Origin of the sequence: Pseudomonas sp. 203-8 (assembly GCF_020708595.1) — a bacterium.
In the GTDB taxonomy this organism is placed as follows: Bacteria; Pseudomonadota; Gammaproteobacteria; order Pseudomonadales; family Pseudomonadaceae; genus Pseudomonas; species Pseudomonas aeruginosa.
This window is the reverse complement of sequence record NZ_JAJFDF010000005.1, coordinates 444,777-465,627: the sequence shown is the minus strand read 5'-3', so window position 1 is coordinate 465,627 and position 20,851 is coordinate 444,777. Positions and strand designations below refer to the sequence as shown.

The window sequence follows — 20,851 nt, the reverse complement described above, 5'->3', positions numbered from 1 at the left end:
AAAAGTCCACGGCCCTGTCAGGCAGGGCCGTGGCAGACGCTTCACGCCGGTTCGCCGGCTTCCTCCGGTTCGCTGGCTACGCGGGTTTCGCCGCTGGCGGCGGCATCCCGGCGACGGATGTATTTCCAGTCGGCTTCGTCGATATAGATGCCGTTCGGGCCGCTACCGCCTTCCAGGTCGATCGCCACGTGTGCGGAAACCTGCGGCTTCACGCTCGCCAGGATCGGCACGAAGCCCAGTTGCAGGCTGGTCTCCAGCAGCGCGGCCTGGTTGCGCTCGTCGATGTCCGCCGCCTCGTCCAGGTAGTAGGGCAGGCGCACGCGCCCGGCCTGCTCGCGGTCCATCAGGTGCAGCAACAGGTACATGTTGGTCAGCGCCTTGATGGTCATGGTGGTGCCGTTGGAGGCGGCGCCGTCGATGTCGGTGTGCATGATCGGCTGGCCGTTGACCTTGGTGATCTCGAAGGCCAGTTCGAACAGGTCCTTCAGGCCCAACTGGTTGTGGTTGGCGGCGACCAGGCGGGCCAGGTATTCCTTGGCCTCCTCGTTCTTCGCGTCCTGCTCGGCGCTCTGGGTCAGGTCGAACACCGAGAGGTTCTCGCCTTCCTCGTACTGGCCGGCGCTGTGGATGATCTGGTCGATGTGCTTGAGCGCATCCTTGTTCGGCGCGAGGACGATGCGGAAGCTCTGCAGGTTGGAAACCTGGCGCTTGTTGATCTCGCGGTTGAACAGGGCCAACTGGTGTTCCAGGTTGTCGTAGTCGCTGCGGATGTTGCGCAGGGTCCGGGCGATGTCGGTGACCGCCGCGCGGCGCGCCTTGGCCAGCGTCAGGGCCTCGTCCTGGCGATGCGCGTAGGCGTTGATCAACAGCTTCAGGCGGCGCTCGGTGTCGTCTTCGCTATCGAACTTGGCGACGCCCTTCAGGCGCACCTGGGCGTACAGCGCCTCGATCTGCCCGTCGATGCGCTGCAGCGCCTGCCAGGTGTCCTGGTAGTCGTTGAGCAGCGGCAGCAGGTTGTCCAGCGAGTCGTCCACCGGCTCCATGAACGGCGTGCCGAAGGGCAGGTCGGCCGGCAGTAGCTGGCGGCGGCGCAGGGCATCTTCCAGGGTGCGCTCCTTGGCCTCCAGGTCGCCCAGTTGCCGGGCCACCAGTTGCAGGCGCGCGGAGAGTTGCTGGACGCGCTCAGCGAAGGCGTCGCTGGAGCGCTTGAGTTCGTCCTGGGACGCCTCCAGCTGGGCCAGTTCGGCGAGCTTCTCGGGCTCCTCGGCGGTCAGCGTCTGGGTGCGGCGGAAGTCTTCCAGGGCCTTCTGCGCATCCAGCACGTCCTGGTACAGCTTCTCTGCCTGGGCCTTGCTCGCGGCGCGGTCGGCGGCGACGCTCTGCTGGGTCTTGAGCTGCTTCAGCTCCTTCTCCAGGCGCTCCTTCTGGTCGCGCAGGGCGGCGCGGTCGGCCAGGGCCTGCAACGCCGGCGGTTCGATGTGCGACAGGTCGATGCTCAGGCCAGGGGCTTCGAAATGCTCGCCCTTGAAGTGGTCGAGGATGGCTTCGACGCTCTTCACCCAGACGTCGCCGTCATCCAGGTTCACCCCGTTCTCGCCGAGCGGCAGGCTGAACAGCGCGCCGTTGAACAGACGCATCAGGCGTTCCACGTCCTGCTGGCTGAACTCCTCGCGCAGGCGTGCGTAGCTGTTGTTGTCGGCGTGTTCGAGCTGCTGGCGGACGTTCTTCAGGCGTTTTTCCAGGTCGCGCAGGCGCTCTTCCAGGTCTTCGCTGGAGAACTGCCGCGAATGGGCCAGGGCGCCGGCCAGTTCGTCGTGGGCATCCTTGGCGGCGAGCAGCTGTTGTTCGAGGACCTTGGCGTCGTCGACCAGGGCGAAGCGGGTCTTGAGCACCGACAGCTCGCCGAGCCAGCGCTGGATGCCGGCGATCTCGCGCTCCAGGCGCATCAGCTCCTGGGTGCCGCCACGCTGTTCGTTCTGCAGGCCGTCCTGCTCGGCGCGGTATTGCTCGTGCTGGATCAGCAGTTCCTCGCGGCGCGCCCCGGCGTAGTCGTGCCAGGTGCCGAGCAGGCTGTCGAGCAGCGGCGAAAGGCGGTGCATCTTGCCGCGCAGTACGTCGCGCTGGGTCACGCCGTTGGCCAGGGCTTCCACCAGCGGGCCGGCGGCGACCAGCGCCTGGTAGTCCTGCTCCATCCGCCGCACGTCGCGGAACGCCTCCTCGCAGGCGGCGATGTAGTCGACGTTACCCGAGCGCAGGCTGTGCTCGAAGGCGTCGAGGAACAGCTGCTTGAGCTTGGCCGCGGTGATCTCGCGCATGTGCAGCAGGTTGATGAACAGCGAGCGGAAGGTCTTCAGGCTCTGCTCGCTGGTGGAGCGCAGCGGGATCATGGTCAGGTCGAGCGGGATCGACGTGTGCCCGCCGACCAGCAGGCGGCGCAGCTCTTCCGGCTTCACCTCGTAGGCCTTGATGCCTTCGCGCTCGAGGTTGGCGAACAGCTCGCGCTGGCGCAGGCAGGTACCGTTCTTCTGGTAGTGGTCCAGGCTCAGCTCGCCGGCGTAGGCGAAGAACTGGTGGCCGAAGCCGCCGCCCGGGCCGCGCCCGGCCACGCCGATCACGTGCGGACCGTGGGGCAGCATCAGTTCGAGGAGGATGTAGCTGGTGTCCGAGGCGAAGTAGAAGCGCCGCGACTGCTCCATGCTGTACTTGCCGAAGCTCATGTCCGACAGGCGGGCAAGGATCGGGAACTGCAGGGCGTTGATCGAGGCGCTCTTGCCCAGGTTGTTGGCGCCGTAGATCGACAGCGGGTTTTCCAGCGGGAAGATACCCAGGCTGTAGCCGGCGGTATTGAGCAGGGCGAAGCGGCGGATGCCGTAGCGGGTCTGGCTCATGCGTCAGCCTCCTGTTGCGCGTGTTCTTCGGCGATGGCGCGGGCGAGGGCGTCTTCCTCGCTCTCTTCGGACAATTCTCCGTCGCTGGCCATCAGCGGTTCGATCTCGCCGTCATCGACCAGCACCGGCGTCTGCAACGGCAGGTCGGCGTGCAGGCTGGCGGACAGGTTGCGGTCCTGCTGCACCGACAGGCAGACGTCTAGGAAACGGTGCATCGGCGGCATGAAGCGGTACACGCCGCTGTCCTCGGAGGCGAAGCCGAGCTGGGTCAGGCGGCGCATGACCTTCTCTTCCAGTTCTTCCTGGGTCTGCACCTCGGCCTGGAGGAACAGGTCGCGGTATTTCTCCAGCAGCGGCGGCAGCTCTTCGCGGCCGATGCTGCCGCCGTCCAGCACGGACAGCGGGTCGCGGCCCTGGTCGGCGAGGTGTTCGACGAGGATGAAGGTGAACAGCGCCAGGCGTTGGGCGGTCTTGTTCACCTGGGCGCCGACCTGCTCCGGGACGAAGTAGTAGAAGCCGCGGGTGTCGCAGACCAGCTCGAAGCCCATGGCGCGGAACAGGCCGCGGTACTGGTCCTGGTGCGAGGACAGCTGGGTGTACAGCTCGGGGTCGCGGTGGCTGATGTGGTAGCCCTTGAACAGCTCGCGGAAGATCGGCGCGAGCTGGGTCAGTTCGGAGAGATCAAGATGCATGGGTTTCGCTCGCGGAAAGGGTGTCTGCGTCCCTGGCCTGGCCCTTGTCCTTGGCGGCGGGGTTCAGGGCGAAGGAGCAGAGGCTGACGCAATGTTCGGTGGTTTCGTACTCGCGGCGTTGCAGGCGTTCGCGCTGGAAGCGCGCGTCGCGCGACAGCCGGGAGAACCAGTAGAGCAACTCGTCGGTGGCGCCGTCCGGTTCCTGGGCCAGCAGCCATTGCATGAGGTCCGGCAGCGGCAGCGCCGCCTGGCAGCGTTCGATCATTTCCCGCGCGGTCCGCGGTGGTCGCGCCGGCCCGTTGCTCTTGCGCGTGCCGCTGGACTTGGGGAACTGCGCCGGCTTCGGCTCGAAGCGGGCGAGGGCGAAGACGTAGCTCTCGACCTGCGAGGCGGTGCCGAGGAAGGTGCTCTGCGGCCGGGTGAACAGCGGCATCGCCGCCTGCGGCACGGCATCCAGGCCCTTGCGCCGGATCGCCGCCAGCGCCAGGGCGGCGCCACGGGTCACCGCGTTGTGCCGGCGCGCTTCCTCGCGCAGCGGCAGCAATAATTCGCGGGCGCGGCGCAAGGTCAGCTGGGCGTTGGTCTGCATCTCGAGGATGCGCGCGTGGGTGCGCAGCACCAGGTCGTCGTCGACCAGGTGGCCGAGGCGCTGCTGTTCGCCGAGCAGGCGCAGCAGGACCTGTTCGACCCGCCGCACGCCCTGCTCGAAGGCGCCGTCGGCGCTGACCAGTTGGATCATCGGCTCGACGTACTCGTCCCAGGTCGCCAGGACCTCCGCGTAGCGCTGCGCCAGGGGAATCTGCCGGTCGCTGGTCTTGGCCCGCTCGGCCACGCCGATCAGTGCCTGCTCGTCATTGCCGAGCTTCTTCAGTACATCGCGCACGCGCATGTCGAGCAGTCGCAGCTGGCGCGCCAGGTCCTGGCTGTCGCGGGTCTCGAAGGCGTCCTGGATGTACCCGGCGAGGCGCTCCAGATGGCGCAGGTAGGCCTCGATCTCCAGGCACAGACCAAGGCGATGCTCGTGGCGCAGGTAGGCGAGGAAGTCGTGGATCTGCGCGTTCAGCTCGAAACGGTTGGGGCTCTTGGCCACCGGGACCAGGATATCCAGGCGGATCCACTGGTCGAGCAGGGCGGTGATTTCCGCCGGGTTGCTTTCCGGTAACTGGGTGTTCAACTGGCTGCGCAGTTCCGCCAGGCTCAGGGTGCCGGCATCGAAGCGCTCGCAGAGAGGCTCGAGCAGGGCCCAGTGTTCGGCAAGCGCACGCAGTACGCGTCGGGGGTCGATCATCGGGAGGGCCGGTCCGTGGAAAAAGCGCCGATTGTACTGCAAAGGCACGGGCGACGCAGACGCCGCCGATGAGTGCGATGCAGGCCGTCGACACGTCTGCGGCGCAGGTACGGGCCCGGTATCGGTGGATGGCATCTGGCTATCACCGAAGTGTCGAAAAGCGGCAGTTTATGACTGCGTAAGGACTTTCCTGCCCCGCCTGGTCCGGGGAATGGGGCTTCCAGGGGCTGGCACGCTTTCTGCTGAAGTCCCCTGGCCTGTCTATTCCAAATGAATGCCGACTCTTGAACGACGCCGCCTACGCCGAGGCCCGCTGGGCCGAACTGCAGAACCAGGGTGACCTTGCCTGGGACCTGGATGCCATCACCAACCGCAGCGAGGCGATCGCCTTCCTCAAACGTTTCGAGAACCGCCTGTGCATCTACTCGGCCTATGTCGAGAAGCTCTACAGCAACTACAGCTTCGTGATTCCCGAGAGCGACCATGGCGGCATCACCATCCTGCCCAGCGAGCAGGCCTGGCACGACACCTTCCACGATATCCCGCTGGCCGCGGTGGAGCCCACCGGGATCCATATCCTGCCGGGCGAGACCATGGGCTATCGCGGGCTCTACCTGAAGATTCCCGGCGAGCACCGCCTGGTGGCGTCGAAGGAATTGCCGTTCCAGGAAGGGTTGAAACTGCTGATCCAGCGTTACCAGGCTCACGACGACGTGTTCCTGCCGATCCTGGTCAAGGGCGACCTGCGCGAGTACGAAGCGCGCATGCCCTCGCTACACCTGCACCGGATCAACCCCGCCCGCCTCAGCGCACACTCCCTGCTCAGCCTCAACGCCATCAAGGGCGCCATCGCCGACCATCTGATCGGCCTGTTCCGCCAGCAGTGAAAGGCTGACGTTACCCCCGTGTGACGATGGGTAACATCCATCCTGGCCGAGCGACCGCTCATCCGCTGCAGCGAGCGCGGCGACCGCGTCGTTCGCCGGTTTTTCTCGACTATGGGTCGGCCCCGATTCGCCCGGGGCTTTCTATAGTGACTACAGGTCGCAGTGTCTCTGCCGTCGGCCACGAGAAGAACAAGAGGTGAGCCCATGTCCCGTCGTCTGCCCTTCCTGCTGCGTTGCGCGCTGTTCTGCGGCGCCGGTCTGCTGGCTGCCACCGCCCAGGCGAGGATGGAGTCGCTGGACGACGACCAGCTTTCCGACGTGGTCGGCCAGGCCTTCATCAACCTCACCACCGACGCTGCCAACGGACTGAACTTCACCCGCATCAACTTCGGCGCCGACATCGAGACCCAACTGAACATGAAGAAGCTGCAGTTGGGCCAGTACAACCGCAGCGGCGAGCTTGCCGGCAGTGCCGACATCGCCATCGACAACTTCGCCCTGGGCACGGTCAACGACACCACCGGCGCGATCAACCCGTTCCTCATCAGCAATCCCTACATCGAGTTCGCCTACGACGGCAGCAAGATGGTCGGCATCCGTATCGGTTTCGGCGAAGCCAAGGGCTACCTCTCGGGCGATATCAAAACCCTCACCGGCAACGTGCCGGTGGACCTGTACGGCACCGGCAGCCAACTGGGAGGCAGCATTTCCTGCGGCCTGCTGGCCCTCGACTGCCTGGCGGCGAAGACCGCCATCACTCTCACCGGCAGCTCTCAGTACACCGCCCAGGCAGAGCTGGTGAACAGCTCCGGCAACCCCGACCCGATCCGCGCTGCCATGATCGGCCTGAAGAACGGCACGGCCCTGGACATGCACGACAGCACCATCATCGGCAGCCTGGTGAACGTCCTGCTGCCCTTCCTGACCTCCAACGACTGCAAGCTGATGGGCGCCCAGACATGCTTCAACCTGGCCCAGTACCAGTCGTTCCCGATCGGCACCGTGGATCCGAACAACGCGCAGAACTTCATCGACTCGTCGAAAGGCTTCTTCATCTCGATGCAGAGCCAGAACGTCCAGTGGCGCGACCAGCAGGATCCCTCCAAGCTGGTCGCCGCGCTGGCCGGTGCCTTCCTCAACATGTCGCGCAACGCCGATGGAACGGCGCCGATCAAGGTCGACTTCGGTCAGGCCTTCAATGGCATTCCACGGCAGGACACCTGCCTGGGCGGCCTGAACAAGGGCTGCTGAGATGAGTCGCGCCTGCCTGCTCGCGGCCCTGCTGGCCGCCCCCTTCGCCCATGCCGAGATGACAGCGCTCGACGACGAGCAACTGTCGGACGTGCAGGGTGCCGGCATCGGCTTCGTCCTCGACAGCGCCATGGTCGACGGCAACAAGGCCACCATCGCGATCAATGGCGTGACCAACACCGCCACCGGGCAGAACGTGCCGATTACGGTAAAGGAGCTGTACGTCGCCGCCACTGGCAGCAACAAGGGCAGCACCCTGGCGCCGGTGACTCTCGGCCGTCTCAATTTCCCGTTCAAGCTGAATCTGGCCAAGGGTTCGGTGCTGACCACCCAGCTCGACGACGGGCGGGTGGTCAGCACCTTGCCGGACACCGCGGACGTGATCGAGCTGGCTTTCCCCAGCCTGGTGAGCGGCGCCGGCGGCCAGCCGTGCATCGCTGGTTACGCCGGTGCCGGCAGCAACTGCTCGAGCCGGGCCAGCGAAAAGGTCGACGCCGGCATCCGCTTCGACTTCGGCGTCACTTCCACGCGCACCGATGTGCTCAACCTGGACTTCTCCGAACTGGCGATGGACGGTTCCTACCTGCGCTTCTGGGGCGCCAACGCACGCAGCCAACTGGTTGGCGAGATGCGCCTGAACCTCTACGCCAAGACTTTCGAGATCATGTCCTGCGGTGCTGGCTCGCCCAGTTGCGTCAGCGCCGCCGAGCAGGCCGCGCGCACCGTCTACCTGACCAACGCCTATGCCAGCGTCGCGCTTGGCTACGGGAAGTCGCAGCCGTTGCTGTTCTCGGTCACCGCCGACGGCAACTTCACTTTCGAACTGCCCAAGCTGACCCTGGCCAACGCCGCTGACTTCTACGCCAATGCGCCGCGCACCAGCCTGGTGATCGAGAACCTCAACATCGGCGGTACCCGGCCAGGCTACGGGCAGGTACCGACCGGCGGCTACAACATGGGCCGCAACGAGATATCCGGGCTCAGCTTCAACTACCTGAAGGTGACGTCGCACAACCTCTGAGGTGGCGGCGGGAAACGAGGTACGCAGCACATGGCCAAGCAGACTCATCCACTGGCAGGCGGCATCGGCATCCTCGCGGCGCTGGCGCTGCTGTTCAGCGCATCGGCCGGGGCCGAGTTGCGCTCGCTGGGCGATAGCGATCTGGACGACGTGGTCGGCCAGGCCGGGATCAGCATCAGCGCCTCGCTCAATCTCCAGGAAAATCCTTCGCAGACGCGCTGCGCCGGCGGCTGCGGCGCGCGCCTGGCGATCCAGCCGGCCGGCAGCGGCAACAACTACCTGGTGATCGACGATATCAGCGGCAAGTTCAGCTTCGACGAAGTCACCCTGGACGTGGTGACCATCAAGGACGGCTTCGGCGGCGACGGCGCCGCCTTCAACCGCCCGGTGCTGCGCGTCGGCCTGAAGGACACCAGCTTCCAGGACCTGCGCTTCACCATCGCTGGCGCCAACAAGGCGCGCGGTACCGATCCCGGGCTGGTGCAGACCAACCTGGTCAGCGCACGCATCGACGGCACCCTCAAGCTGCAGGGCAACGTCAATATCTTCACCGTCGCCCCGCGTTGAGGGCGAACCGTCGCATGGCGGGACAAAGCCGCTCCGCCGAGGTCGAAGAACCGCTATCATTGCCTGCCTGAACGCCGGGGGCGAAACCGTCCCCGCGCATCGCCTATTTGCCGGTGCCCGAGATTTGATCGAAGAACAGCGTCGCCGCGCCTTCCTGGGCGCGATGCAGATAACCAGTTGGCTGCCCCGCCAGCCGTTGCCGTTCGCCGCACCCTCGCGGCCGGAGTTGCTGGAGACCCCGCCCCGGGAAGAGCCGGCGGTGCCTGTGCGTGCGCGCGCCGCGATCGATGCGCCGCAGGCCCGCGTCCCGCAAGCCGAGGTGCCGGCCAGCGCGCCAAGCGTGGCTCCTGCCGCGCCCGCGGAAGGCCGGGGGATTCCGATCAGCCTGCCGAAGCCGGGCGCCCCGGTGGCGAAGAAAGCCGAGCCGGTCGCGCCGGTCGAAGAGGCCCCGGCCGAGCCGCCGGCGGTCCAGGCCCCGCCGCCGCGCTTCGCCTTGCAACTGCTGCAGGCGGGCTCCTGCACCCTGCTGGTCGAACTGCCCACCGGCGAACCCTTCGCCAGCCGCGATCCGGGTTACCTGCTGCTGCGCGACCTGCTGCGCGCCGCCGGCCTGCCGGACAGCCCGCGGCTGATCGGCGAACCGGTACGCTGGCCGCTGCTGGCGCGCGGCAACCTCGACCAGGGGCCGCAGGCGGCCCTGGAGTTCGTCCAGAGCTTCGTCGCCGCGCGCATGGAGGAGAGCGAGCGTAGCCGCTGCCTGTGGTTGGTCGGCCTGCCGGCGATCCGCTTCGCCGGCGAGGGCGACGAGGGCAGCCTGTTCCGCGAACTGCAGGTGGACGGTCTGGGCGCAACCTGGGCCGTGCCGGGCCTGGAAGCCCTCATGGAAGAACCCGCCCTCAAGGGCGAGCTGTGGCGCGCCATGCGCCGTGTCCGTCAGCGCTGGTCGAGCGAGATTCAATGAGCGATGCGATTTCCTTCCGCCCGATGACCGAGGCGGACCTCGATGCCGTGCTGAAAATCGAATATGCCGCCTTCAGCCACCCCTGGACCCGTGGCATCTTCAGCGAAGGCCTGAAGAACTACCATTGCTGGCTGATGTTCGAGGGTAGCCAGCAGGTCGGCCATGGCGTCATCCAGATCATCCTCGACGAGGCGCACCTGCTGAATATCACGGTGAAGCCCGAAAGCCAGGGGCGTGGCCTCGGTCTGCGCCTGCTCGAACACCTGATGCGCGAGGCGGCCGGCCACCAGGCTCGCGAATGCTTCCTCGAAGTGCGCGCTTCCAACCAGGCCGCCTACCGCCTCTACGAACGCTACGGTTTCAACGAGATCGGCCGCCGTCGCGACTACTACCCCGCCGTCGGCGGGCGCGAAGACGCCCTGGTCATGGCCTGTACCCTGTTCGACTGAGGCTTGTTCCGCTTCCCTGCCGGCAACTAGCTATCACTTGGAGTAGCTGGCTGGCCTTCTGGCACCGCCGTACCCTTACCAGCATTCCGATTCTCGCCTGCATACCGCAGGCAGGTCCCTTCATGCGGTAACCCTTCGCGGGAGTGCGAAGTCAGGTCGACAGCGGCCGGTGGCAGGATGCGCAGACTGGAGCCCCCCATGTGCGACACCCTGATCCTTCGCCACCAGGGCCAGACCTGGTTCGCCAAGAACAGCGACCGCGAGCCCGCCGAACCGCAGCGTCTGCTGCGCCTGCCGGCGGTGCGCAACGATCCGGAAGCGCGCTTGCGCACCACCTACCTCGACATTCCCCAGGCCGCCCAGCGACATGCGCTGGTGATCAGCCAGCCGAGCTGGATCTGGGGCGCGGAAATGGGCGTCAATGAGCACGGCGTGGCCATCGGCAACGAAGCGGTGTTCACCAAGCTGACCCGTCAGCGCGGCACCGCGCTGCTCGGCATGGACCTGCTGCGCCTGGGACTGGAGCGCGGCGCCAGCGCCCGCGAGGCGCTAGAGGTGATCACCGGGTTGTTGCAGCGTTACGGCCAGGGCGGCCCGGCCGGCTACCGCGACAAGCGCATCCGCTACGACAACAGCTTCCTCATCGCCGACCCCGGCGAAGCCTGGGTGCTGGAAACCGCCGGCAACCTGTGGGCGGCGAAGAAGGTCGAGCGCTGGGCCATCTCCAACGCCCTGACCCTTGGCCACGAATTCGACCTGTGCAGCCGCGACCTCGAGGACCAGGCTCGCCGCCAGGGCTGCTGGGATGGTCGCGGCGACTTCCACTTCGCGCGGGTCTTCGACACCCGCCTGCTACCCTGGGTCGGCGGCGCGCACCGGCGCTGTCGGATCAACCAGCGCTTCCTCGACAGCCTGCCTGGTGAGCCGGACTGGCACGCGCTGTTCGCCGCGCTGCGCCACCATGGCCCGCGCGGGGACCACTTCCGCCGCCACAACAACCGCCAGGTATGCATGCACGCCGGCAGCTTCTGGCGGCCTTCGCAGACCACCGCCAGTCTGGTCGCCCGCTTGCGCGACGACGGCCCGTTGCTGGCCGCCACCGGTACTTCGGCGCCGTGCCTGGGACTGTTCCAGCCGCTGTCCTTCGATCCGGCCTCCGGCGCCGCCGTGCTCAGCCAGCCGCGCGAGGCGGTACAGGAGTCCCCCTGGTGGCGCTTCGAGGCGGTGCACCGCCGCGCGCTCACCGACCGCGCCTTCCGCCGGCTCCTGCGCAGCGGCCGTGATTGGCTGGAACGGGAACTCTTCGCCGACCTCGAACAGCCCGACTGGCCGCGCCTGGCAGAGGACGCCGCCGCCTGGCACGCCTGTTGGCATGATCAGGTCGCCATGCAGCCGCTGGCGCAGCAGCGCTGGTGGCGTAGCCACGCCGCGCTGTGACGCTTGTCAAACGGGCATCGCCTTCCTTAAGGTGCTGCACCGGTCAAACGAGGGGCATGCCATGAGCGACTTGCAGCAACTGTTCGAGAACAACGTCCGCTGGGCCGAAGCGATCAAGCAGGAAGACCCGGACTTCTTCGCCAAGCTGGCCCGCCAGCAGACCCCCGAGTACCTCTGGATCGGCTGCTCCGACGCGCGGGTGCCGGCCAACGAAATCGTCGGCATGCTGCCCGGCGACCTGTTCGTCCATCGCAACGTCGCCAACGTCGTGCTGCACACCGACCTCAACTGCCTGTCGGTGATCCAGTTCGCCGTCGACGTGCTCAAGGTCAAGCACATCCTGGTCACCGGCCACTACGGCTGCGGCGGCGTGCGCGCCTCCCTGCACAACGACCAGCTCGGCCTGATCGACGGCTGGCTGCGCAGCATTCGCGACCTCGCCTACGAATACCGCGAGCACCTGGAGCAGTTGCCGACCGAGGAAGAGCGCGTCGATCGCCTCTGTGAGCTCAACGTGATCCAGCAGGTGGCCAACGTCAGCCACACCAGCATCGTCCAGAACGCCTGGCACCGCGGCCAGTCGCTGTCCGTGCATGGCTGCATCTACGGGATCAAGGATGGCCTGTGGAAGAACCTCAACGTCACCGTCAGCGGCCTCGACCAGTTGCCGCCGCAGTATCGCTTGAGTCCGCTGGGCGGTTGCTGCTGAGAGAGGCGGAAGCTCTTTCCCACGAGTTCCCCTCTCCCTGGAGGGACAGGGGAACTGTCGAGGACGGCTTCAGAACTCCACGCTATACGTCAGGCTGTAGGTCCGCCCCCGTCCCTTGTAGTCGAACAGTCCCGCTGGTGCGAGCCCGCCGTAGTAGACCTGCGCGCGTTGTCCCCAGACCGTGGTGTAGTCCTTGTCCAGCAGGTTCTGGATGCCCGCGGTGAGGGTGCCCACCGGCAGCGCCTGGGTGCCGAGCAGGTCGAACAGCGCGTAGCCGTCGATCTTGTTGCCCGGCTCGTCGTTCAGGTTGAAGGTGCGCACGCCCTGCAGGCGCAGGCTGCGCTGGTCGTCCTTCCAGCCGACGAAGGCGCCGGCCTTGGACGGGCTGGCCGAGGTCACGTCCTGCTTCAGCCAGCGGCCGTCGACCTTCTCCTGGGAGCGGATGGCCAGGCCGTTGACGCCGACCTGCCAGTGATCGTCCAGCCAGTAGGTAGCCTGGCCCTCCAGGCCGTAGTTGCGCTTCTTGGTGTCCTGCTGCAGCACCGCCAGGGTCTTCGAGTCGTACTTGATGCTCTTGTCCGACCAGGAATAGAACGCCGCCACCTGGGTATCCAGGGCACCGTCGGTGTGCCGCCAGCCCAGCTCGACCTGCTTGGTCTTGATCCCGTCCAGCGGCGAGTCGTTCACGCTGACCCCCTGCAACAGCGGGTAGTGGCCATTGCCGTCGGCTGCGCCGTAGCGTCCGAAACCGTAGTACTTGGCCGGATCCGGCAGCTCGAAGCCTTCGCTGTAGTTGGCCCAGACCTGTTGTTGCAGGTTCAGCTTGTAGATGGCGCCGACGTTGACCAGGTTGACGTCGTAGTCCTTGCTCCCGCCCGGAACCGCGTCGGCGGTCTTGCCGAGGCCGTTGGCGATGAGGATCTGCTGGTTCGCCGCAACGAAGTCGCTGACGTCGGTGCTCATCGACTGGCGCCGCACGCCGGCGCTCAGGGTCAGGTCGTCGGTGGCCTTCCAACTGCCCTGGAGGAAGAAGGCGCGGCTGTCGGTATCGATGTCCGGGTAGCGGCCCAGTTTGGCCTGTTCACTGGCTACCAGCCCGCCGCTGGCGGCGGCGAGCGGCAGGTTGAAGAGCATCTGGTCGGACGTGAATTTTTCCCGGTCCAGGTCCACCCCGTAGGTCAGGCTGGCGCGCTCCCAGGTCTTCACCAGGGCCAGTTTCATCCCGTAGTAGTCGGTGTCCTGCTGCGAGGCCGAGTAGTAGGAGGTGCCGTAGTTGATCGCGCCGCTATTGCTGTAGCGGATGGTAGGGAAGGGATTGAAGGCCATCTTCTCGTTGCGGTAGTAGGCCTGCAGGTAGAGGTCGTGACCCAGCACTTCCGGCGCGTGGTAGGTGGCGTTGAACTGATGGCGCTTGCTCTCCGGCTCGCGGTCGAGGTCGACGCCGCCCTTGATCGAATAGGGTGCCCGTCCGCGCAGGGCGTCGAAGTTGCGCCCAAGATCGAGGCCGCGGTCGCCGTCGTAGCCGGAGTCGTAGTACTGCAGGCCGAGATCGAGGCTGTGGCCATTGGCGAAAGTGAAGCCAAGGCTGCCCATCAGGTCCACCGACCTGTTGTACTGCAGGTCGGTCTGGGTGATGTCCGTCAGTACCTGGTCGCCACTGCCGTCGTAGGCCGCGCCGTTCTTCTGGTAGGCGATGGCCAGGCGGCCGTTGAACAGGTCGTTGCCGCCGCTGATCGACTGCGCCGCGCGCAGGTCGTGGTCCTCATGGCTCTGGAAGCCGCTGCGGGCGCCCAGCTCGGTGTTGAAGCGAGTGTCGCCGCCGACGCCCTTCTTGGTCACGATGTTGATGATCCCGCCGGTGGCGCCGCCGCCGTACACCGCGCTGGCGCCGGACATCACCTCGATGCGCTCGATGTTGAATGGGTCGATGGAGTCGAACTGCCGGCTGATGCCCCGTGAACTGTTCAGCGACACCCCGTCGATCATCACCAGTACGCTGCGTCCGCGCAGGTTCTGGCCGTTGTTGGTACGACCCTGGGAGCCGATATCCAGGCCCGGGATCAATTGTCCCAACGCCTCCTTCAGCGGCACGCCGGCCTGGGTCTGCTGGTCCAGTTGCTCGCGCTCGATCACCCAGACCGTGCCGGGCAACTCGCTGATGCTGGTCGGCGCGCGCGAGCCGATCACTACCATCTGCTGCTCCACCGGATCGGCAGCCAGCGCAGGAGCGGAAAACGAAGCGAAGAGGGACAGGGAAAGCGCCAGGGGAGCCGGGCGCAAAGGGATGGAGCGGGGCATGAGGAGATTTCCGAGTTGCTGTTGTTTTGATGGGCGGCAAAGCTAAACAAATCGATAATGATTATCAAATGATTCGAACTGTTTCAATGAGGCATGCCTGGCATCCAAAGCAAGATGAAATGCCTGACACGGGGCGCTGCGCATGGCGTGGCCCTACAGCGGATCCTCGGGCATTCCTCGATGATGATGCGGTATGCACATCTGTCGCCGGAGCACTTGGAATCGGCGATGCGCTTTTCTCCGATTACTCAGTCTGGCTACAAATTGACCACATGAGGATCTGTGGTAGTCTGTAGTGAAATTAACGCTTAACGTTAAGGGTTAATGAATGATTCTGACCTTTCGCTGCGACGAGACTCGTCAGCTTTTTGAGACGGGTCTTTCGAGGCGGTGGGGAGCGATCCTCACAGTCGCTACGCGTAAGCTCGCAATGCTTCATGCGGCTAGGGAGCTTCGAGACCTGCGCTCTCCACCTGGAAACCGGTTGGAGCCGTTGCAGGGAAAGCGGGCGGGCCAACATAGCATCAGGATCAATGACCAGTGGCGTGTCTGTTTCGTCTGGACGGATGCGGGTCCCGAAGAAGTCGAAATAGTTGATTACCACTGAGGAGGTGGACCATGGCTACCAATGGTATGCGCCCCATCCATCCCGGGGAAATATTGCGCGATGAGTTTCTGATGGAGTTGGATATCTCTCCAGCTGCTCTAGCACGCGCTTTGAAAGTCTCCGCTCCGACAGTGAACGATATCGTTCGTGAGCAGCGTGGTATCTCCGCAGATATGGCGATTCGTCTGGGGCGTTACTTTGATACGTCCGCTCAGTTCTGGATGAATCTCCAGAGTGAGTATTCGTTAGCAACTGCTTATGCGGCGAATGGCAAGCAGATCGAACATGAGATTGAGCCGCTGCTTGCTCACGGATAGCAGTGACGTTGATCGTAGAGCCCCGCAGATGCGGGGCTTTTTTATGCGAACCGTAAATCGGTAAAGGGGGGCGTAGACGGTTTGTAGTCGGTTTGTAGTCTGCCGACCAAAACAAAAAGGGGTTAGCTTGCGCTAACCCCTTGAAAAATATGGTGGCTACACCGGGACTTGAACCTGGGACATCAGCATTATGAATGCTGCGCTCTAACCGACTGAGCTATGTAGCCGAGTGGCGCGCATTTTCCGTATCTCGGGCGGGGCTGTCAACCCCTGGGGCTAGATAATTTTCTGATCTTTCAATCGTTTAGACGGAAGGGGTCGGATCGCCGGAGAGAGGGCGATGGGGAGGGGTAGGAGCGAAAAGCCCCGGCGCTTGGCCGGGGCTTTCCTGGGACGGGAAGGGGATTACACGTTGAAGCGGAAATGCATCACGTCGCCGTCCTTGACGATGTAGTCCTTGCCTTCCAGGCGCCATTTGCCGGCTTCCTTGGCGCCCTGTTCGCCCTTGAACTGGATGAAGTCGTCGTAGGCGACCACTTCGGCGCGGATGAAGCCTTTCTCGAAGTCGGTGTGGATCACGCCGGCGGCCTGCGGGGCGGTGGCGCCGACGCGGACGGTCCAGGCGCGGACTTCCTTCACCCCGGCGGTGAAGTAGGTCTGCAGGTTGAGCAGGCCGTAGCCGGCACGGATCACACGGTTCAGGCCGGGTTCCTCGAGACCGAGGGACTCGAGGAACATGTCCTTCTCTTCGCCGTCTTCCAGCTCGGCGATCTCGGCTTCGATCTTGTTGCACACCGGCACCACCACCGCGCCTTCTTCCTCGGCGATGGCCTTCACCACATCCAGGTGCGGGTTGTTCTCGAAGCCGTCCTCGGCGACGTTGGCGATGTACATCACCGGCTTGCTGGTCAGCAGGTGGAAGCTGCGCACCAGGCGCTTCTCCTCGTCACCGAGGTTCTTCAGCAGCGAACGCGCCGGCTTGCCCTCGGTGAAGTGGGGGATGAGCTTTTCCAGCAGGGCCTTCTGGGCCAGGGCTTCCTTGTCGCCGCCCTTGGCGTTGCGGGCGACTTTCTGCAGTTGCTTCTCGCAGCTGTCGAGGTCGGCGAAGATCAGTTCGAGGTCGATGATCTCGATGTCGCGCTTGGGGTCGACGCTGTTGGACACGTGGATCACGTTGTCGTCTTCGAAGCAGCGCACCACGTGGGCGATGGCGTCGGTCTCGCGGATGTTGGCGAGGAACTTGTTGCCCAGGCCCTCACCCTTGGAGGCGCCCGCCACCAGGCCGGCGATGTCGACGAATTCCATGGTGGTCGGCAGTACGCGCTCGGGCTTGACGATCTCGGCCAGGGCGTTCAGGCGCGCGTCGGGCATCGGCACGATGCCGCTGTTCGGCTCGATGGTGCAGAACGGGAAGTTTTCCGCCGCGATACCGGATTTGGTCAGGGCGTTGAACAGGGTGGACTTGCCGACGTTGGGCAGGCCGACGATGCCGCAGTTGAATCCCATGCTATGTCCCTCGCGCTCAGACAGGCGCTAGAAAAGTGGTTCAGGCCTTCTGGCTGTGCAGCTTCTGCATCGCCCGGGTCCAGTCCCCGGCGAGCATTTCCGGCAGCACGCCGAGGGCGAAGTCGATGCTGGTGTCGAGCAGTTCCTGCTCGCTGCGCGGGGCGCGGCCGAGCACGTAACCGGAAACCAGGCTGCTGTGCCCCGGATGGCCGATGCCAAGCCGCAGGCGATGGAAAGAATTCTGATTGCCGAGCTGGGCGATGATGTCGCGCAACCCGTTGTGCCCGCCGTGTCCGCCGCCGGTCTTGAGCTTGGCGACGCCAGGGGGCATGTCGAGTTCGTCGTGGGCCACCAGGATGGCGTCCGGGGCGATCCGGAAGAATCCCGCCAGCGCCGCTACGGACTGGCCGCTGCGGTTCATGTAGGTGGTCGGGATCAACAGACGAACGTCCTTGCCCTGGTGGCTGAACTTGCCGACCAGGCCGAAATACTTGCGGTCAGCCACGAGGCTGACGCCCTGGGCATGCGCCAGGCGCTCAACGAAAAGGGCCCCCGCGTTATGCCGGGTCTGGTCGTATTCAGGACCCGGGTTTCCCAGGCCAACGATCAGTTGTACGGCAGTCACGACGGGAGCCCCTCTCTATAAAAAGGCGATCGAGTAATGAATTACTCGGCGGCGCCTTCTTCGCTACCTTCTTCCTTCACCACGCGGGAAGCGTGGATGTTGGCAACGGCCAGGTCGTTGCCGTGGGCCAGTTGTACCAGCTCGACGCCTTTCGGAGCCTTGAGGTCCGACAGGTGAACGATCTGGCCCAGCTCGACCTTGGCCATGTCGACTTCGATGAATTCCGGCAGGTCTTTCGGCAGGCAGGAAACTTCGACTTCGGAGATGGTGTGGGAGATCTCGCCACCGGCTTGCTTGACGCCAACGGCTACTTCTTCGTTGATGAAGTGCAGCGGTACGTGGGCGGTCAGCTTGTGGTCGGCGACCACGCGCAGGAAGTCGGCGTGCATCACGAAGCCTTTCGCCGGATGGCGCTGCAGGGCCTTGATCAGTACGGTTTCCTTGGCGCCGCCAACGTTCAGGGCGATCACGTGGCTGAAGGCAGCCTCGTTTTCCAGGAGCTTGGCGATTTCGCGCAGTTCCAGGGTTACGGACTGGGGCTCTTTGTCGCCGCCGTAAACGACAGCAGGAACCAGACCGGCGTTACGACGCAGGCGGCGGCTCGCACCTTTCCCCAGATCGGAACGCACTTGGGCATTCAGAATAAAGTCGACCATTGTGTATCTCCAAAAATAACAATGCGCCCGAACGCTTGCGACCAGCGTTCGGGCGATTTCAAAGGCCCCGCCGGAGCGGGGCGTTTTCGTTCAGGCGCGTTCGTCGAGGCTGGGCCTCAGCGGAACATCGCGCTGATCGATTCTTCGTTGCTGATCCGGCGCATGGCTTCCGCAACGACCGGAGCGATGTCCAGCTGGCGGATGCGGCCACAGGCCTGGGCAGCGGCGGACAGCGGGATGGTGTTGGTCACCACCAGCTCGTCCAGTACGGATTTCTCGATGTTCTCGATGGCACGGCCGGACAGCACCGGGTGGGTGCAGTAGGCGATGACCTTGGCGGCGCCGTGCTCTTTCAGGGCCTTGGCGGCGTGACCGAGGGTGCCGGCGGTATCGACCATGTCGTCTACCAGTACGCAGGTACGGCCTTCGACGTCACCGATGATGTGCATCACTTCGGACTGGTTGGCCTTGGGACGACGCTTGTCGATGATCGCAAGGTCAACGCCCAGGGACTTGGCCACGGCGCGCGCGCGCACCACGCCGCCGATGTCCGGGGAGACGATCATCAGGTTCTCGAAGCGCTGGTCTTCGATATCGTCCACCAGCACGGGGGAACCGTAGATGTTGTCTACCGGGATATCGAAGAAGCCCTGGATCTGATCCGCGTGCAGGTCGACCGTGAGGACACGGTTGACCCCGACGACGGTCAGCATGTCGGCCACTACCTTGGCGCTGATGGCCACGCGGGCGGAACGCGGACGGCGATCCTGGCGGGCATAGCCGAAGTAGGGGATGACAGCGGTGATACGAGTGGCCGAGGAGCGGCGGAAGGCATCGGCCATCACCACCAGTTCCATCAGGTTGTCGTTGGTCGGCGCGCAGGTCGGCTGAATCAGGAATACGTCCTTGCCGCGGACGTTTTCGTTGATTTCGACGCTGATTTCGCCATCGGAGAATTTGCCAACTGAAACATCGCCAAGAGGAATGTGCAGCTGACGCACGACGCGTCGTGCAAGATCGGGGTTAGCGTTCCCCGTGAAGACCATCATCTTGGACACGCTACAGGTACCTGTGTCGACCGAAGGGATCCGGATGAAATACAGAAGAGGAAAATGGCAGGGGCGGCTGGATTCGAACCAACGCATGGCAGGATCAAAACCTGCTGCCTTACCGCTTGGCGACGCCCCTGTGGTATTGCTCGAATGCCGTTTCGGCATTCCTTTCTCAGACCAGAGTTTCCAGCTTCCGGTGCAACATCGAGATGTTGCTTCCTTTGGCGACGAACCTCTGAAGGTGGCCTGGAAGAAGGGCCGAGACTTTATCAGCTTCAGCTTTGTTTGGGAAGCTCCCAAACACACAACCTCCAGTGCCGGTTAATCTAGCTGAAACAAATTTGTTTAGCAAGATCAAAGCGTTACGAACTTCTGGGTAACGCCTCTCGACTACCGGCTGACAGTCGTTTCGGCTGTCCCCCTCGAGAACGGTGCGCACTTTAATGGCGGGAGAATCGCGTGTCAACAGTGGATCTGAAAAAATTTCTGCTGTGCTGACAAGTACTTGCGGAACCACGACGAGATACCAGGGCTCCGGGATGTCCACCGGGGTAAGCTTTTCGCCCACGCCCTCGGCGAAAGCCGCGCGTCCGCGGGTGAAGACCGGCACGTCGGCGCCCAGGCGCAGGCCCAGGGCGGCGATGCGGTCCTCGTCCCAGCCGAGTTGCCAGAGATGGTTCAAGGCCAGGAGCGTCGTGGCGGCGTCGGAGCTGCCGCCGCCGATGCCGCCCCCCATGGGCAAGCGCTTGTCCAGCCAGATGTCGACGCCTTGCGGGCTGCCGGAGGCTTCCTGCAGCCCGCGCGCGGCGCGCACGATCAGGTTGCTGTCGTGCGGCACCCCGGCGATTTCCGTGTGCAGGCGTACCTGGCCGTCCTGGCGGGCTTCGAAATGCAGCTCGTCGCCGTGGTCGAGGAATTGGAACAGGGTCTGCAACTCGTGATAGCCATCGTCGCGGCGGCCGAGGATATGCAGGAACAGATTGAGCTTGGCCGGGGCTGGCAGGCTGAGGCGCACGCTCATGTCAGCGGCCGAGCTGGCGCGGCTGCCAGTCCTTGATCACCAGGGTGACGTCGAGGTCCTGGCCGTGCAGTTTCAGGCGCTCGGGTAGCCAGTAGCCGTTCTGTTCGGCGTAGCGGGAGTATTCGATCTGCCAGCCGTCCTGTTCCAGGCGCGCCAGGCGGCTGTCGGCGTCGAGGGTCAGGCGGCTCTTGCTGTCCGGCGCCGGGAGGCCGCGTACCCACCAGAGCAGGTGCGAGACCGGCAGGCGCCAGCCTAGTTGTTCTTCCAGCAGTGCTTCCGGGGACTCCGCCTGGTAGCGGCCCTGACCGGCGACTTCCAGGCTCACCGCGCCTTCACGCCCGGTCAGGCGTGCTGCGCCGCGGCCGAGCGGGCCGGACAGGCGGATGTCGTAGTAGCCCTGGCGCTGCAGCCAGAACAGGGTGCCGCTGCCGGAGTCGCGCGGGGCGCGGATGCCGACCTTGCCGTCGATCTGCCAGGCATCCAGCTCGCTGAGCTGCTGCTTGTGGGTTTTCCAGGTCTGCGCATCGCCCTGGCCTTCCAGGGCTTCGTGGGAGGTCAGGCCGGCGCAGCCGCTGAGCAGGGCCAGCGCGGAGGCGGCGAGGAAAAGACGTAGACGCAT

At 64.9% G+C, this 20,851-nt stretch carries 20 protein-coding genes, 2 tRNA genes and 1 pseudogene; 11 read left to right on the top strand and 12 right to left on the bottom strand.

The window, feature by feature from the left end; all coding sequences use genetic code 11:
* Positions 1–41: 41 nt before the first annotated feature.
* From mksF to mksB, 3 genes are read right to left on the bottom strand one after another with little or no spacing between them, the layout of a single operon-like run.
* Positions 42–2,888 (bottom strand): Mks condensin complex protein MksF, encoded by a 2,847-nt coding sequence (gene mksF / locus LJF27_RS14765; protein WP_003111276.1) that lies wholly within the window; start codon positions 2,886–2,888, stop codon positions 42–44.
* A complete protein-coding gene (gene mksE / locus LJF27_RS14760) occupies positions 2,885–3,580 on the bottom strand; it encodes an Mks condensin complex protein MksE (RefSeq protein WP_023116773.1) in 696 nt (231 codons plus the stop codon). The genes mksF and mksE overlap by 4 nt, the downstream gene beginning before the upstream one ends.
* Positions 3,570–4,868 carry an Mks condensin complex protein MksB gene (gene mksB, locus LJF27_RS14755; protein WP_003095037.1) on the bottom strand — a complete coding sequence of 433 codons (1,299 nt, stop codon included), beginning with the start codon at positions 4,866–4,868 and terminating at the stop codon, positions 3,570–3,572. Before mksB ends, mksE begins: the two co-directional genes overlap by 11 nt.
* Positions 4,869–5,152: 284 nt before the next feature.
* On the opposite strand from mksB, the gene LJF27_RS14750 reads away from it, so the two are divergent.
* From LJF27_RS14750 to can, 8 genes are all read left to right on the top strand, one after another.
* Entirely contained in the window at positions 5,153–5,755 is a 603-nt protein-coding gene (locus tag LJF27_RS14750; RefSeq protein ID WP_003095035.1) for a hypothetical protein, read from the top strand.
* A gap of 204 nt (positions 5,756–5,959) precedes the next feature.
* On the top strand, positions 5,960–7,006 hold the full coding sequence (locus tag LJF27_RS14745; protein WP_003106143.1) for a DUF6160 family protein: 1,047 nt from the start codon (positions 5,960–5,962) through the stop codon (positions 7,004–7,006).
* Position 7,007: 1 nt separating this feature from the next.
* Positions 7,008–8,027: a hypothetical protein gene (locus LJF27_RS14740; RefSeq protein ID WP_003095031.1), complete on the top strand. Its 1,020-nt coding sequence runs from the start codon at positions 7,008–7,010 to the stop codon at positions 8,025–8,027.
* 30 nt (positions 8,028–8,057) lie between these two features.
* A complete protein-coding gene (locus tag LJF27_RS14735) occupies positions 8,058–8,594 on the top strand; it encodes a DUF6160 family protein (RefSeq protein WP_003141635.1) in 537 nt (178 codons plus the stop codon).
* 124 nt (positions 8,595–8,718) lie between these two features.
* Entirely contained in the window at positions 8,719–9,555 is an 837-nt protein-coding gene (locus LJF27_RS14730; RefSeq protein WP_017148592.1) for a hypothetical protein, read from the top strand.
* Complete coding sequence (gene rimI, locus LJF27_RS14725) at positions 9,552–10,004, top strand: ribosomal protein S18-alanine N-acetyltransferase (RefSeq protein ID WP_003095025.1); 453 nt, start codon at positions 9,552–9,554, stop codon at positions 10,002–10,004. The genes LJF27_RS14730 and rimI overlap by 4 nt, the downstream gene beginning before the upstream one ends.
* 198 nt (positions 10,005–10,202) lie before the next feature.
* Positions 10,203–11,441, top strand: coding sequence for a C69 family dipeptidase (locus LJF27_RS14720; RefSeq protein ID WP_014603324.1), 1,239 nt, complete (start codon positions 10,203–10,205; stop codon positions 11,439–11,441).
* Positions 11,442–11,502: 61 nt separating this feature from the next.
* Complete coding sequence (gene can, locus LJF27_RS14715; protein ID WP_003095021.1) at positions 11,503–12,150, top strand: carbonate dehydratase; 648 nt, start codon at positions 11,503–11,505, stop codon at positions 12,148–12,150.
* 69 nt (positions 12,151–12,219) lie between these two features.
* Here the strand turns inward: can and LJF27_RS14710 are convergent, their stop codons facing one another.
* Positions 12,220–14,448 carry a TonB-dependent receptor gene (locus LJF27_RS14710; RefSeq protein WP_003099265.1) on the bottom strand — a complete coding sequence of 743 codons (2,229 nt, stop codon included), beginning with the start codon at positions 14,446–14,448 and terminating at the stop codon, positions 12,220–12,222.
* Between the two features lie 150 nt (positions 14,449–14,598).
* On the opposite strand from LJF27_RS14710, the pseudogene LJF27_RS14705 reads away from it, so the two are divergent.
* The 3 genes and pseudogenes from LJF27_RS14705 to LJF27_RS14695 form a co-directional block, all read left to right on the top strand.
* Positions 14,599–14,724: pseudogene (locus tag LJF27_RS14705) on the top strand (integrase); the annotation flags it as partial.
* Between the two features lie 52 nt (positions 14,725–14,776).
* A complete protein-coding gene (locus LJF27_RS14700; protein ID WP_003117425.1) occupies positions 14,777–15,055 on the top strand; it encodes a type II toxin-antitoxin system RelE/ParE family toxin in 279 nt (92 codons plus the stop codon).
* An 11-nt stretch (positions 15,056–15,066) separates the two neighbouring features.
* On the top strand, positions 15,067–15,372 hold the full coding sequence (locus LJF27_RS14695; RefSeq protein ID WP_003099268.1) for a HigA family addiction module antitoxin: 306 nt from the start codon (positions 15,067–15,069) through the stop codon (positions 15,370–15,372).
* A gap of 150 nt (positions 15,373–15,522) precedes the next feature.
* Here LJF27_RS14695 and LJF27_RS14690 read toward each other — a convergent pair.
* The 8 genes from LJF27_RS14690 to lolB all read right to left on the bottom strand — a co-directional run bounded on the left by LJF27_RS14690 (position 15,523) and on the right by lolB (position 20,851).
* Positions 15,523–15,599: transfer RNA gene (locus LJF27_RS14690), tRNA-Met, on the bottom strand.
* Between the two features lie 178 nt (positions 15,600–15,777).
* Positions 15,778–16,878 carry a redox-regulated ATPase YchF gene (gene ychF / locus LJF27_RS14685; protein ID WP_003099270.1) on the bottom strand — a complete coding sequence of 367 codons (1,101 nt, stop codon included), beginning with the start codon at positions 16,876–16,878 and terminating at the stop codon, positions 15,778–15,780.
* A 40-nt stretch (positions 16,879–16,918) separates the two neighbouring features.
* Entirely contained in the window at positions 16,919–17,503 is a 585-nt protein-coding gene (gene pth, locus LJF27_RS14680) for an aminoacyl-tRNA hydrolase (RefSeq protein ID WP_003099278.1), read from the bottom strand.
* Positions 17,504–17,544: 41 nt separating this feature from the next.
* Complete coding sequence (locus tag LJF27_RS14675) at positions 17,545–18,159, bottom strand: 50S ribosomal protein L25/general stress protein Ctc (protein WP_003099279.1); 615 nt, start codon at positions 18,157–18,159, stop codon at positions 17,545–17,547.
* Between the two features lie 116 nt (positions 18,160–18,275).
* Positions 18,276–19,217: a ribose-phosphate pyrophosphokinase gene (locus LJF27_RS14670; protein ID WP_003099281.1), complete on the bottom strand. Its 942-nt coding sequence runs from the start codon at positions 19,215–19,217 to the stop codon at positions 18,276–18,278.
* Positions 19,218–19,272: 55 nt separating this feature from the next.
* Positions 19,273–19,347 (bottom strand) — tRNA-Gln (locus LJF27_RS14665).
* 36 nt (positions 19,348–19,383) lie between these two features.
* Entirely contained in the window at positions 19,384–20,232 is an 849-nt protein-coding gene (ispE, locus tag LJF27_RS14660; protein ID WP_003117426.1) for a 4-(cytidine 5'-diphospho)-2-C-methyl-D-erythritol kinase, read from the bottom strand.
* Between the two features lies 1 nt (position 20,233).
* A complete protein-coding gene (lolB, locus tag LJF27_RS14655; protein WP_003117427.1) occupies positions 20,234–20,851 on the bottom strand; it encodes a lipoprotein insertase outer membrane protein LolB in 618 nt (205 codons plus the stop codon).